Raw genomic sequence first — 14,478 nt, 5'->3', positions numbered from 1 at the left:
GCCGGCTCAGAACGGCGCGGATTCGTCCGCCAGCGCTTCTTCTTCAGGCTTGGCAGCCGGTGCGGCCGGCGCCGAAGCGGCGGGTGCGGCACCGAGCTGCATCTCACCGCCCAGCGCTTCGAGCAGATCCGGCACCAGCTGGCCCAGCTCGCCGGTCGCGATCGCCGCATCGGCATCGAAGTTGTCTTCCTTGCCAGATCCCGAGGCCGGTGCGTCGTCGAGCGTGCCTTCGAGGAACACGATCTTGCGCAGTTGCAGGCCCTCGGTCAGCTCGAAGGAGACGCGGTCGTCCCAGGTCATCGCCAGCCGCGTCGGGCGTTTGCCGTTGGCGATGTGCTGGCGGATCTCGTCGATGTCCAGCGGGTGCTTGGCGTAGCGCACCACCGCTTTCGATTCGTCGCTCGCCTTGAGTTCGCATTCGCGGTCGATGGTGAAGCCGGCCGGCGGCTCCTGGCTCGAGAGCCACTCGGCCATCGCGGCGGCCGGCTCGACCTGCGTGTTGACGAGGCTCACCGCGAAGCCGTCGAGCGCCTTCACGAGGCTGGTCACCACCTCGTCGGCGCGCTGCGCGTTGCTTGCGTTCACCACCAGCCGGTGCGTCTGCGGATCGATCCACACCGCCACGCGCGCATGGCGCGTGAAGGCCAGCGGCAGCAGCTCGTGGGTGATGTCTTCCTTGAGCTCCTTCTTCTCCTTCTTGCCGGGCTTGCGGCCGGTGGTCGCCTCGATCTGCGCGGCGCGCTCCTCGACCTTGCGGCGCACCACCGAGGCCGGCAGCGTCTTGCTCTCGATCATGAATTCGAGGAGCCATTGCCCGGCGACCGATTCGACCAGCGGCCCGTGCGCTTCGCCGCGGGGCTCGACCCAGCCGACGGACTTCTCCTGCGAGGGGCCGCAGGGGACGAAGCGCTGGGCATCGAGGCCCTTCTCGACCTCTTCGAGCGGCTGCGACCAGGTGGTCTCGATGCGGTAGACGATGACGTTCTTGAAAACGGACACGGAAACCCTTTTCTCTGGCTGATTGGCAAAGCCGACCATTGTCGGTGCGGCGGAATCGGGCGCGGTCGTAAAATCGTCAGCTTTTGCGACATCCCCCTCCCGCGAAGGACAAAGAACATGAGCGCGCTGCCCCCCGCACTGGACGACCGTGACGGCAAGATCTGGATGGATGGCGATCTCGTGGACTGGCGCGACGCCAAGATCCACGTGCTGACCCACACGCTGCACTACGGCTGCGGCGTTTTCGAGGGCGTGCGCGCCTACAACACGGTCAACGGCACCGCGATCTTCCGCCTGCAGGAGCACACCGAGCGCCTCTTCAACAGCGCCAAGATCCTGCGCATGAAGATCCCGTTCTCGCAGGAGCAGGTCAACGAGGCCCAGAAGCAGGCGGTTCGCGCCAACAAGCTCGAAAGCTGCTACATCCGCCCGCTGGTGTGGATCGGCTCCGAAAAGCTCGGCGTGAGCCCCAAGGGCAACAGCATCCACACGATGGTCGCCGCATGGTCGTGGGGCGCCTACCTCGGCGAGGAAGGCCTCAAGCAGGGCATCCGCGTCAAGACGTCCAGCTACACCCGCCACCACGTCAACATCACGATGACGCAGGCCAAGGCGGTGAGCAACTACAGCAACTCCATCCTCGCCAACACGGAAGCGACGGACGACGGCTACGACGAAGCGCTGCTGCTCGACGCGGCCGGCTTTGTCTCCGAAGGCGCGGGCGAGAACGTGTTCGTGGTCAAGGGCGGCGTGGTGTACACGCCCGACCTGTCGGCCGGCGCGCTCAACGGCATCACCCGCAACACCATCCTGCACATCTGCAAGGACCTGGGCATCGAAGTCGTGCAAAAGCGCATCACGCGCGACGAGGTCTACATCGCCGACGAAGCCTTCTTCACCGGCACCGCGGCCGAAGTCACGCCCATCCGCGAACTCGACCGCGTGCAGATCGGCATCGGCTCGCGCGGCCCGGTCACCGAGAAAATCCAGAATGCGTTCTTCGACATCGTGAACGGACGCAATCCCAAGTACGCCCACTGGCTCACGAAGGTTTGAGAAGAAGCCCATGACCTCCCCCAAAGCCGTCATCGAACTGCTCGCCAAAGACCTGAACGACCAGGGCGGCGTGTTCTGCCCGAATCCCAAGGCGGACATGCAGCTCTGGAATGCGCACCCCAGGGTCTACCTCGACGTCGCGCGCCTCGGCGAAGCCAAGTGCCCATACTGCGGCACGGTCTACCGCCTCAAGGCCGGCGAGGTGGCCGGCAGCCACCACTGAAGACCGTGAGTCTCCTTCGCGTGGCAGGTGGAGGCTCCATCCGGGCGAGACCGCTCCTCGGCATCTTCAGGGCCCGGCGTCGTGCGCGGGCTCTGCCTGCGCGCGGCCTGTTCCTGGTCAACGTGAAGGTGGGGCGCGGCTCCAGCGTGACGCTGTCCTCCGGGCTGGCGGGCGCGTATGTCTCGGTCTACGTGACCGCGGCCGACCAGGAGGCCGCCACGCAACTTGCGATCACCAGGCTCACCGCAAAGGGCTTCGAGTTCCTGGCAACCCAGGGCCCGGTCTCCCGCATCGAACTCGACGATTGGGCGCAGCACATTGCGCAGTCGTGGCCCGAGTTCATCGACGAACTTCCGCAGCGCGACGAACTGGCGGTCGCCCTGTCGAAGGACACGGTGTTCTTCGGCCCGTTCGTGGGCTACGAGCGTTCGGCCTGACGGCCGATTGCCTCAGGTCCGAAGGCGCGCGGACGCCGCGGCAAAGCTCTGCGGCACCAGCCCGCGCCATGAATCGCCCGGCGCCTGCGCGAGCCGCAGGTAGACCATCGACACCCACAGGATCGACAGCCCGATCTGCGCATCGCGAAGTGCGGAATTGAGGCTGGTGGCGATCAGGAGGATCAGCGTCGCGACGAAGGCATAGCGCCCCGCGATATCGTCGCGCCGCCATGCCAGCCAGATCGCGGTGAGCACGATTGCCAGCAGGCTGAGCGAACCCGGCACGCCCGCCTGCGAGCCCATCCAGAGAAAGTCGTTGTGCGGCATGTTGTAGTCCGCGAGCAGCTTCGGGCCGCGCAGGTGCCACTGCTCGGTCCATCCGCCGATGCCCCAGCCGGTGAGCGGGCGGTCGATGATCATGCGCGCGGTGTCGCGGTACATGTAGTAGCGCACCACCCAGCTGCCTTCCGACACCGAGCCGGCCTGCGCGGCTTCGAGCTCCTGCATGCCGAGCTCGAACTTCTGTTGCACGCCGGGCGAATTCAGGATGCCCACGGCGACCACCGCACTGCCGATCACCATCGCCACCGCGAGAACCTTGAGCTGCCGGCGCCACTTGTGCACGCAAGCCGCAGTGGAGGCGACCAGCAGCGCGAGCAGCGACGTGCGCGACGGCAGCGTGAGCGTGATGATCGCGATCACGGCCAGCACCAGCCCGAAGGCCGGCACCGCGCGCCACGGGCGATGCGCCATGAGCGACTTGAGGGCGAACACGAACGCCGTCGCCGCCATGATGGTGAAGAGCAGGGCGTTGCTGATCGACTTGTTGCCCACCAGGATCAGCACCCCGCGCCAGGCCTCCAGCACCGGAAAACCGACCGAGTAATACAGCCCGATCATCACGATGTTGATGAGCCCGATGAGCCAGAAGCCGCGCAGCGCCCAGATGGCCTCTTCCTCGGTGAGCGCGAGCGCCATCAGCACCGTCGCCGCGATGCGCAGGCCGTGTCCCAGGTTCGACCCGGTCTGCGGATAGTGCGGCCCGATGGCCAGCACGATCAGCGTCCACGCCACGTAGAAGACGACAGGCCACCACATGGGATTGCCGCGCAGCCGCACGGCGCGCTCGCGCAAGCCGCCGGCTGCGAACAGCGCGATGAGGAGCAGGACCGCTGCCACGTAGGTGACGCCGACCGGCATGAACACCGTGAGGCCCCAGAACATGGCGGCGGGGCGGACGATGTTTGATCTCATGAAAGAATTATTGCTCGCCCCCAGCCTCGCCCACTTCGTGTGGCTCTGCACCCCTACCGGGGGCCGTAACCGTTCATAAACTGCGAAGAGACTGATTCAGCCTCGCTTACTCGGTAGTCGGTCGAGAGCGCGGCGCTCCTCGGAGGCGCCCCTCCCAACTTGCGGCAACCAAGGCCGACACGGGGAGTCGCCTTCTCGTGTCGGGTTGCCCCTCGGCCAGAAGCCCCCGATTCAATCCCGTCTCGGGGGCTTCGCCTCTCTCAGGCCTGGCGCAGCGCGCCTGTTGAAAACTCCCGCGAAGCAGTGCAAAAAGAGCTTTCGCGTCATTTTTCGGATAGATCTGATGGGCCTCCCGCTGTTGCCCTTCTTAGAGTGACGGCTTAAAGGCGCCCTCTATCTCTTTGCGCGCCTAGAAGCTGAATACCCGCGCACCTCGACGCGGCAAGAAGAACAATGGCATCGCTTTCCCCAGGGGAGGAAGGGCGCAGGGCAGTCGCGTGCCGCGCTCCGGGACTCTCAATATCTGCTGTCACATCTTTGCTCCTTGCAGGACTGGCTTTGCCGTTCGCGGCAAACGCGCAACTCGCATCGAGCCCGCGTCCTGCGATCGAGGAGCAGCGCCAGCAGGAGCGTGAACGGGCTCTGCGCGAGCAGCAAGAGCGAAGCGTCGACGCGCGCCTCCAAAGGCCACAGCCGACTCAAGAGCAACGCCTGCCTCCTGACGAAACCCCATGCTTCCGGATCGACGGGGTCATCCTCGACGGAGAGCGCGGGGACGAATTCCAATGGGCACTCGACGCCATTGCAGGACCCGGCGCTGACGATTCGCCCCTGGGTCGTTGCCTGGGCACCGAGGGCGTCAGCATCGTGCTCTCGCGCGTGCAGCAGGCGGTGATCGAGCGCGGTTATGTGACCACGCGCGTGCTTGCCGGCTCGCAAGACCTCACCCACGGGGTACTGACACTCACGCTGGTTCCGGGCCGCATCGCCGCCATACGTTTCGATGGCGAGGCCACACCCACCAGCCTGCGCACGGCCATTCCCGCGCGCGTTGGCGATCTCCTCAACCTGCGCGACATCGAACAGGGTCTTGAGAACTTCAAGCGCGTGCCCACGGCCGAAGCCGACATCCAGATCGAACCGTCGACGCGCGAGGGTGCGCGCCCTGGCGACAGCGATCTGGTCGTGAAGTACACACAGGTGAAGCGCTGGCGCGGCACCGTCAGCCTCGACGACAGCGGCACGGAGGCCACCGGGAAGAACCAGGCGGGCGCCACGCTGTCGCTGGACAACCCGTTCGGCCTCAATGACCTTTTCTACGTCAACCTTGGCCATAGCATCGACCGCCATGGCTTCGGCAATCCTGCCAAGGGCACCGATGGACAGATCGTCCACTACTCCGTGCCCTATGGCGGCTGGCTCCTGAGCGCGACCGCCTCGCAGAACAGCCACCACCAGCGCACGCAAGGCGTCTGGGAAACCATCGAATACGCGGGCCGAAGCAGCAACGCGGAGGTCAAGCTCTCGCGGCTCCTCCATCGCGACCAGCACCGAAAGACCAGCATGAGCCTGCGTGGCTGGCGGCGCTCCTCGCACAACTTCATCGAGGACACCGAGGTCGGTCCTCAGCGCCGAATCATCGGCGGCTGGGAATTGGCCTTGAGTCACCGCGAATTCATCGGCGCGGCCACGCTCGACGGCAACCTCGCCTACCGGCGCGGAACTGGTGCCTTCGGAGCGATCCGTGCGCCCGAGGAAGCTTTCGACGAAGGCACCTCGCGCATGAAGCTCATCACCGCCGACCTGGGCCTGAACCTGCCTTTCGAGCTCGGCGGCCAGAAGCTGCGCTACAGCGGTCTGTGGCGCGCGCAGTGGAACCGCACCTGGCTCACGCCGCAGGATCAGTTCGCCATCGGCGGGCGCTTCACCGTGCGCGGCTTCGATGGAGAGAGCAGCCTCATGGGTGACCGCGGATGGCTCGTGCGCAATGACATCGGCTGGTCGCTCGGCCAGAGCGGCGCCGAGCTCTATGCGGGCATCGACCACGGCGAGGTCGGCGGGCTCTTCGTGGACCAGCTCATCGGGCGACGGCTCACTGGCGGTGTGATCGGCCTGCGCGGCGCATGTGGCGGGCTGACCTACGACTTCTTCGTTGGCGCGCCCATCAAGAAGCCCGAGGGATTCCAGACCCCCAGCGTCACCGCTGGATTCAACCTCAACTTCAACTTCTGAGCAGTAGGGCCATGGGAATGAAAAGGACTCGACGGGACTTCGTGGGCGCTTGCCTGCTGGCTTCTACTGCTCTGGTGCTGGGCGGTTGCGCCAGTTCGTCGCAACCCGAACCGCGGCCAGAGATTCGCCGGATTGCCGTGATCCCTGTCGTGCCGCCGGAACGGCTCTACGTCGACAACAGATCGACGGCGCTGCTGCTGTTTCCGCTCCCCACTCTGGTGGCCGATCCCATCCTCAACCGCAGGAAAAGCACCCTCTTCAACGAAAAGATGGAAAGCGTGCGCCTGCAGTTGGGCATGAAGCTGACGGACGAGGTCCTGCAGGCGCTGAAGGCAGAAGGGTTCGAGGCTTCGATCGTTCACGACGTCAAGCGCCCGCACAACGATCCAGAGGGCGTGGAGTACACCTCGCTCGATCCCAAGGATGCTGTTCTGCGCGTCGGCTTCAGCACCGTGGGCATGCACTCTTCGCGTTTCTCGAACGACTACCAGCCGCGAGTCAATGCGTGGGCATCTCTCTTGGCACGACCTGACCCCAAGGCTTGGGCGGCCGAGGACTACTTCTACTACGGCGCCGACGCTTCGCGAACCCCGGACGCCTGGAACATCCCCGCAGCCGAGAAGTATCGCTACCCAACCTTCGAGGCCCTGATCGACAAGGCCGACGAAGTCAGCGAAGGGTATGACGTCGCGCTGCGCGACCTTGTCCAACATATCGCCAAGCAACTGCGCGCCCAGCTCTGACCGATCCGCGGCCTCCACGACAACCAGGGAAGAACAATGAACAAGAACCTCCATCGGATCGTCTTCAACGCCGCGCGCGGCATACGCATGGTCGTGCAAGAGACAGCCAAGAGCACCGGCAAGGGTGCGTCCCAAGCGACCACATCAAGCGGCGCGAATGTGGCGCCGGCCATGGCCCTCGTTGTGGCGCTGAACGCGACTGGCGCAGCCGCGCAGATCATCGGCGCCCCCAACGTCCCCGGTAACCAGCGGCCCGTGGTGATTGCCGCGCCCACCGGCGTGCCCGTCGCGAACATCCAGACCCCAAGTGCCGCGGGCGTCTCGAGGAACGTCTACAACCGCTTCGATGTACAGAGCAATGGTCTGATCCTGAACAACAGCAGGACCAACACGCAGACCCAACTGGGCGGATGGGTGCAGGCCAATCCGTTCCTCGCGACCGGTCCGGCTCGTGTGATCCTGAACGAGATCAACTCCGGCAATCCTTCTCAGATTCGCGGTTACATAGAAATTGCGGGCCAACGCGCCGAAGTCATCGTTGCGAATCCGGCCGGCATCTACGTTGATGGCGCTGGTTTCATCAATGCGTCTAAGGCTACGTTGACGACAGGCATTCCCCAACTCAACGCTTTCGGCGGCCTCGACGGCTATCGCGTGAGCGGCGGCACCATCAGCATCGATGGCAAGGGACTGGATCTGAGTCAGACCGAGTATGCCGCCATCTATGCACGTGCCCTGCAGGTCAACGCGGGCATCTGGGCCAACGACCTGAAGGTGGTGACAGGCGCCAACGACATCAGCGTGAACAACGCAGCGACCACCCCGATCGCCGGCTCGGGTCCGGCCCCTGCCTTCGCCCTCGATGTCGCAGCCCTTGGTGGCATGTTCGCGAACAAGATTCACCTCGTGGGGACGGAGGCAGGTCTCGGTGTGCGTTCTGCCGGCAACCTCGGGGCCGGAGCGGGCGGCCTCATCGTCACCGCTGCGGGGCGGCTTGAGAACATTGGCACGATTGAAGGTGCACGTATCGAACTCGCGAGTGCGGGCGACATCGACAACCGCGGTGGCATCATCCGCCAGACTGGCTCTGCGGGCCTGACACTCGCCGCGCCGATGTTGAGCAACACGCAGGGCGGCGTTGTCGGCGCGGAGCCTTTGAACACAGGCTCCAGCGGCGAGAGCGGCTCGACGGGCGGCACGGCTGGCGGCAACACGCCCGGAGGCGGCGACGCGAGCAGCGGCTCAACAGGGGCTGGTGCATCCACCGGCAGTGGTGGCGCCGGTACAAGCGGTGGGGCGACCCCAATGGCTGTCGAACCGCCCGCACCTGGCAGCATCACGGCCAGCGGTGCCATCGCCAACGATGGTGGCCGCATCTTTGCCGGTGGCCCCATCACCCTGCAAACGCCACAGATCAACAACGCAGGCGGTTCGCTCAGCGCGGCCAGCATGGCGGTCACCGGTCCTGTCTTCAGCAATGCCGGCGGCACGCTGAACGTCAGCAACCGCTTCCAGGCAACCGTCGGCCAGTTCGATAACAACGGCGGGACCGTCAATGCTGGCACCGTCGACATCGCTGCAACAGGCGATTTGTTCAACGTCGATGGCAAGATCGCCAGCGGCAGCGGTGTCGCTCTGACTGTCGGAGGTCAACTCGACAACACGCGCGGTGTCATTTCCGCTGACAGTGCGCTGACGACAGTCGCGGGTGTGCTCACCAACATCGACGGCCAGATGGGCGCAGGCCACGATCTCGCGGTGCAGGCTGGCAGCATGACTTCCAGCGGAAGCCTACGAGCGGGCAACGACGCGACCGTCAACGTCAGCGGCGCACTCGTCAACGACGGCAGCATCACGGCGGCACGCCACACCACGCTCACCGCCAACACCCTGACCTCGGGCCGCGCCGGTACGCTTGGCGCCGGCATACTGGACGACGGTGCGCTCGCATCGGCGGGAGACCTCAAGGTCACGGCCACCGGTGCCCTGATTGCCAACGGCACCCAGCTTGCCGCCGGTGATGCTTCACTACAAGGCACGAGCGTCGACCTGTCATCGGGCACCACCAGCGCCGCGAATATCGCGATCACGGCGATCCAGGGCAACGTCACTACCAGCGGCGCTACCGTGGTCACGTCCGGCACGCTCGCCATCACCGCCAATGCGCAAAGCGCCCAGACCCTGATTAACCAGAAGGGCACGCTCAACGCCGGCCAGCTCGACCTGAACGTCGCCAACATCACGAACACCCAGCTCGGCGAGATCGTGCAGACCGGCGTGGGCGCCAGCACCATCGCAACGACCGGATCAATCGACAACAGCGGCGGTCGCATCGCCAGCAACGGCCAGGACCTCACGCTGCGCGCCGTGGATATCCGCAACACCGACGGGAAAATCGAGCACGCCGCCGTTGGCACCCTCGCGATCGAGACCGGCAGCTTCGACGGTGCCGGTGGCGCGATCACGACCAACGGCGCGCTCGTGGTCAACGCCGCCGGCGACTTCAAGCAAGACGGCGGCACCACCAGCGCGCGTCAAATCACCATCGATGCCGGCGCATTGAGCAATCGCGGCGGCAAGATCGTGCAGACCGGCAGCGACGCCACGCGCATCACCGTCGTCGGCGCCATCGACAACAGCGACGGCACCCTGGCGAGCAACGGCGGCACCGCCATCTCCGCCAGCGCCCTGGACAACAGCAGCGCCACCCTTGCGGCCAATAGCCTTGAGATCGACACGCGCGGCGGCGCGCTCACCAACGCGCAGGGAACCATTGCATCGACAACCACGGCGGCGTTGCGAACGGGCGCGCTGGTGAATGATGCCGGCCTCATCCACTCGGGTGAGGCCATAACGATCGACACCGGTGGGCAGGCGATCAGCAACACCAACGCTGCGGGCTATGCCACTGGGCAAGGTGGCATCACCAGCGGCGATACCTTGACGATGACGGTCGGCGCCGTCGACAACGCAGGCGGCTTCATCGGCTCCCGGGAGGCATTGGTCGCCAGCACGCAGGCCTTCTCCAACACCGCGGGCGGGATCGTGCTGGGCCAGTCCACGGTTTCCATCGACACGAACGGCGGGGCCTACACCAACGCCGGAGGTCAGACCCAGGCAGTGGGTGATCTGGACATCGCTGCCAGCTCGATCCAGAACAAGAGCGGCCTGATTCGGTCGCTCGCGACCACCACGCTGAACGCGGGCAGCGTCGCCAACACCGCCACCCAGGGCACCGACCAGGGTATCGAAGGAGCCGACGTCGCGATCAACGTCGGCCAGCTCGACAACACCCAGGGCGCCATCCGCGCCGACGGCAATGCCATCATCGCCAGCGGCGGCAGCGTCAACAACACGCAAGGTGCTATTTCCGCACTCGGCACCCTTGCCATCGTGGACCCGAACGCGGCGAACCCCGGCGCCAAGACACTCTCCATGACCAATACCGGCGGCACGCTGAGCGGCGGCAGCGTAGGGAACGATGGCGTGGGGACAGGCGGCGTGTTCCTCGACGCGAAGGGCTTCAGTGCCGACGGCGCGGTGCGTTCGGCCAATGACATCGGCATCGCGCTGACGCAGGACATCACGAACAACGCCGAACTCAGCGCCAATGGCAGCCTGACCTACACCACCACTGGCAACTTCACCAACAACGGCAAGCTGATCGCGGGTAAGACCCTCACCGTCGCGGGCAACCAGATCGACAACACCGTCAATGCCGAGATGAGCGGCGCAACCACTGTCGTTCAAGCGGCAGACACGCTGACCAATCGGGGATTGATCGACGGGCTGGACACCCGGATCAACGCAGGCGTCGTCGACAACGTCGGCACGGGCCGCATCTATGGGGACAGCATCTCCATCGGGGCGGGCACCGTGAACAACCTCGCTGAAATCGCCGACGGGCAGTCCGTCGGCGCGACCATCGCCGCACGCAGCACCCTCGACATCGGTGCCGGCTCCGTCAACAACCGCGACGGCGCCTACATCTTCAGCGCCGGCGACATATATATCGGCGGCGCCCTGGACGAGAACCGCTTCGCCACGGGCCAGGGCAGCGCTCTGAACAACCACAGCGCCACCATCGAAACCCTCGGCGACATGAACATCGCCATGGCGGCGGTGAACAACCTCGACACGCACCTGCGCGTCGAGCGCGAACCCTCCAGCGCCACCACGGTGAGCATCGTCACCATGGATGGCAAGACCTGGGATCCGGCCGACACCTGGGGCGACCCCTCCACTCGATACGTCTACCACCGCGATGCCGACGGCAACGTCAGCTTCGTAGGCATCGGCTGGAGCGTCCTGACCACCACGGTGGAAACCGACCGCGACGTCGCCAAGGACCAAGCCCCATCGCGCCTGGTGGCCGGCGGCAACATCAACATCGACGGCCACCTCGTCAACCGCGACAGCCACGTGCTGGCCGGCGGCGCCATCGATGCACCGGGCGCCGAGAACTATGCCACCAAGGGCAGCGTCATCACCACGACCGCCGCCGTGGCGGTCGGCTACAACCCCAACCGTCCCGGCAAGCCGCCGGAACAGCCGCTGTACATCGGTCCCAACGTTGACCCGCAAACCATTGAAATCGGCGCCTTCCAGTGGGAAGAGCACAACAACCAGTCCTCGGACAGATCCCCCGAGAGCCGCAAAGGCGCCAGCGTCGCCGCTGGCTCAGGCACTGGCTCTGTTGGCGGCTTCGTCGAAGTACCGGCCAACGTCGGCGGCATCGTCAAGACCAATGCCAAGGATGCGGGTGCATCCGACGCGGCCTCCGGTGCCAATGGCGAGGCGACCGTCCCGATGGTCGTTCGCACCAGCCGGCCCGACACTGGCATCCCCACCGCAAGCCTGTTCCGCACCGTGCCCGGTGGCCGGTACCTCATCGAGACCGATCCGCGCTTCGCCAACTACCGCAACTGGCTCAGCAGCGACTACCTCCTCAATGCGATGGGGTTCGACCCGAACAACGTACAGAAGCGCCTGGGCGACGGCTTCTACGAGCAGAAGCTCATCCGTGAGCAGATCGCGCAACTCACCGGGTACCGGTATCTCGACGGCTTCCAAAGCGATGAGGAGCAGTACGCCGCGTTGATGAACGCTGGCGCCACCTTCGCCAAGGAATACGGCCTCGTGCCCGGCATCGCACTCAGCGCTGCCCAGATGGCGCAACTCACCAGCGACATCGTCTGGCTCGTCGAGCAGACCGTGACCCTGTCCGACGGCTCGACCCAACAGGTGCTCGTGCCGCAGGTCTACGTGCGTGTGCGTTCCGGCGACATCGATGGCTCTGGCGCGCTCCTCTCGGCAGATCGCGTGCGCATCGACGGCGGCGGCCAGGGCACCGTCACCAACACCGGCACCATTGCCGGGCGTCGCCTTGTCTCCATCAACGCCGATACCATCGACAACCTCGGCGGGCGCATCAGCGGCGGCAATGTCGCCCTCAAGGCCGCCACCGACATCAACAACATCGGCGGCACCATCGATGCGCGCGACAGCCTATCGCTGAACGCCGGGCGCGACATCAACGTGCGAACCACCACGCAAAGCCATGACGGCGGAGCGAACAGTTCCACCAACATCGATCGCGTCGCGGGCCTTTATGTGACCAACCCGGGCGGCACGCTCGTCGCCAGCGCCGGCCACGACGTGAACCTCATCGGCGCCATCGTCGCGAACCAGGGCAAGAGTAGCTTCACGTCCATCAAGGCAGGCAACGACATCAACCTGGGCACCGTGACCGAGTCGAGGACGACCTCGGGCGCGAGCACGCAGGCTTCGATGACGTCGAGCCAGTCGCGCGAGCTGGGGACTTCGATCCTCACCGATGGCACCACGATGCTCAACGCGGGCCGCGATCTCAACGCGCGGCAGGCGACGGTCGATGCAGGCAGTGGGCTGCTCAGCGTGCATGCGGACCGGGACATCAACATCACCTCTGGCCAGTCGCGCGATAGCGGCGGCTACTCCGCCCAGTGGAGCGACAAGGGCCTGACAAAGAAGACCGACAACAAGGTGAGCGGCGAATTCGCCAACAGCACCAGCGTGGGCAGCCGCTTCTCGGGCAACGTGGTGTCGATGACGGCGAACAACGACATCACGATCGAAGGCTCGCACATCAGCGGCACCAAGGGCGTGCTGATCGATGCCGGCCGAAACCTCACCATCGTCGAGGGGCGCGACACCAGAAGCAGCTCCGTGGAGTTCGAGCGCAAGACGTCGGGCGTGTCGGGCCTCGGAGGGTTGCTTGCCGGCCTGCCTTCTCCGGTGCTGCCTTATTCCAAGACCTCGGGGGACGGCCTCGCCACCTATAGCAATACCGCCTCTGCCAGCACCATCACCAGCAGCGAAGGCGGTGTGCTCCTGCGGGGCGGCGGCGATGTCTTCCTGCAGGGCGTGCAGGTCGATGCGGCCAAGGACATCACCGTCAAGGGCGGCAATGTCACCATCCAGGCAGCCACGGAGAACCGCAGCGTCACTACCACCACCAGCAGCAAGAAGAACGGCATCACCGCCAATGAGGTGCTCTGGCATGACCCGAGCACCGGCATCAACGCCAAAAAGACCGCTGAGGCCACCGTGCAGGACACGAGCCTTGCGCGCAGCACGCTCAACGGGGCCAACGTCAGCATCACGGCCGACGACACCCTCGCGATGGCCGGCACGACGGTCAACACCGCGGGCAAGCTGAGCCTGAGCGCCGACACGCTGATCCTTGGAACGCAAGCCAGCGAGCACAGTACCCAGGAGACCAGCCAGGGCCGGGACCTGGGCTATCAGAAGGCCAAGGACAAGGGCACGCAGGACCAGACCACCGAATACAACCAGCTCAACGCCGGCAGCCTGGAGATCAACGCCAACCAGATCAAGGCTGGGCTCGGGGCAAGGGACAGCGTTGAAGCGCTCGCACAGCAGCCGGGAATGAACTGGGTGCAGCAGATCACCAGCGATCCAAACCTAAGCGGCAAGATCGACTGGCAGCGCGTGGAGGAAGCCCACAGGAACTGGAACTCCACCCAGCAGGGTCTCACGCCCGAGGGCGCGGCCATCGTGACGGTTGTCGTGGCCTGGGCGACCTGGGGCACGGCAACGGGCGTTGGTCAAGCCGCAGGCCAAGCGGCGGCCGTCGGTGCGGGAGAAGGTGTCGCCCTCTCCGGTGGTGGCGCATTCCTCACGGGCACCGGGGCGACAATCTCCGGCGTCGTCGGTGGGGCCGTGACGGCAGGCATCAGCGCACTGGCGGGTCAGGCCACCGTCTCACTCATCAACAACCAGGGCGACATCGGCAAGACGCTCGATGACCTGGGCAGCAGTTCCAATGTGAAGAACCTGCTCACGGCGATCGTCACGGGTGGCGTGCTGGGCGGGTTGAACATGAACCCGACCGGGCTGCCGACAACAGGCGGCGGAGCCGACCAGTTCATGACCCAGTTGGGCAACAACATGGCCGCGGGCGCCGCCAAGGCGGTGATCAGCACGGCCATCAACGGGGAAGTCTCGAGCAGGCCCTGACAGAAGGGTTGAA

8 protein-coding genes are annotated in these 14,478 nt (G+C 65.5%); 6 read left to right on the top strand and 2 right to left on the bottom strand.

All coding sequences use genetic code 11. From position 1 onward, the window contains the following. Positions 1-6: 6 nt before the first annotated feature. Positions 7-999 carry a recombination-associated protein RdgC gene (locus tag ACQ858_RS20940; protein ID WP_431274451.1) on the bottom strand — a complete coding sequence of 331 codons (993 nt, stop codon included), beginning with the start codon at positions 997-999 and terminating at the stop codon, positions 7-9. Positions 1,000-1,116: 117 nt separating this feature from the next. Here ACQ858_RS20940 and ACQ858_RS20935 point away from each other — a divergent pair, with 117 nt between their 5' ends. From ACQ858_RS20935 to ACQ858_RS20925, 3 genes are read left to right on the top strand one after another with little or no spacing between them, the layout of a single operon-like run. Then, positions 1,117-2,055, top strand: a complete 939-nt coding sequence (locus tag ACQ858_RS20935) for a branched-chain amino acid transaminase (protein ID WP_431274450.1) — start codon at positions 1,117-1,119, stop codon at positions 2,053-2,055. A 10-nt stretch (positions 2,056-2,065) separates the two neighbouring features. Further along, complete coding sequence (locus ACQ858_RS20930; RefSeq protein ID WP_431274449.1) at positions 2,066-2,278, top strand: zinc-finger domain-containing protein; 213 nt, start codon at positions 2,066-2,068, stop codon at positions 2,276-2,278. Between the two features lie 5 nt (positions 2,279-2,283). Further along, the gene (locus ACQ858_RS20925) at positions 2,284-2,715 is read left to right on the top strand and encodes a hypothetical protein (RefSeq protein ID WP_431274448.1); all 432 of its coding nucleotides are present in this window, start codon (positions 2,284-2,286) and stop codon (positions 2,713-2,715) included. A 12-nt stretch (positions 2,716-2,727) separates the two neighbouring features. On the opposite strand, the gene ACQ858_RS20920 is transcribed toward ACQ858_RS20925, so the two are convergent. Then, complete coding sequence (locus tag ACQ858_RS20920; RefSeq protein WP_431274447.1) at positions 2,728-3,969, bottom strand: O-antigen ligase family protein; 1,242 nt, start codon at positions 3,967-3,969, stop codon at positions 2,728-2,730. A 453-nt stretch (positions 3,970-4,422) separates the two neighbouring features. On the opposite strand from ACQ858_RS20920, the gene ACQ858_RS20915 reads away from it, so the two are divergent. The 3 genes from ACQ858_RS20915 to ACQ858_RS20905 are packed head-to-tail and all read left to right on the top strand — an operon-like array spanning position 4,423 to position 14,465. Further along, the gene (locus ACQ858_RS20915) at positions 4,423-6,201 is read left to right on the top strand and encodes a ShlB/FhaC/HecB family hemolysin secretion/activation protein (protein WP_431274446.1); all 1,779 of its coding nucleotides are present in this window, start codon (positions 4,423-4,425) and stop codon (positions 6,199-6,201) included. An 11-nt stretch (positions 6,202-6,212) separates the two neighbouring features. Next, positions 6,213-6,944, top strand: coding sequence for a hypothetical protein (locus ACQ858_RS20910; protein ID WP_431274445.1), 732 nt, complete (start codon positions 6,213-6,215; stop codon positions 6,942-6,944). Positions 6,945-6,980: 36 nt separating this feature from the next. Next, entirely contained in the window at positions 6,981-14,465 is a 7,485-nt protein-coding gene (locus tag ACQ858_RS20905) for a filamentous hemagglutinin N-terminal domain-containing protein (RefSeq protein ID WP_431274444.1), read from the top strand. Positions 14,466-14,478 lie beyond the last annotated feature (13 nt).

Origin of the sequence: Variovorax ureilyticus, assembly GCF_050632185.1 — a bacterium.
Lineage (GTDB): Bacteria > Pseudomonadota > Gammaproteobacteria > Burkholderiales > Burkholderiaceae_C > Variovorax > Variovorax ureilyticus_A.
The sequence above is the reverse complement of the archived record's forward strand: the minus strand, read 5'-3'. Positions and strand labels throughout refer to the sequence as shown.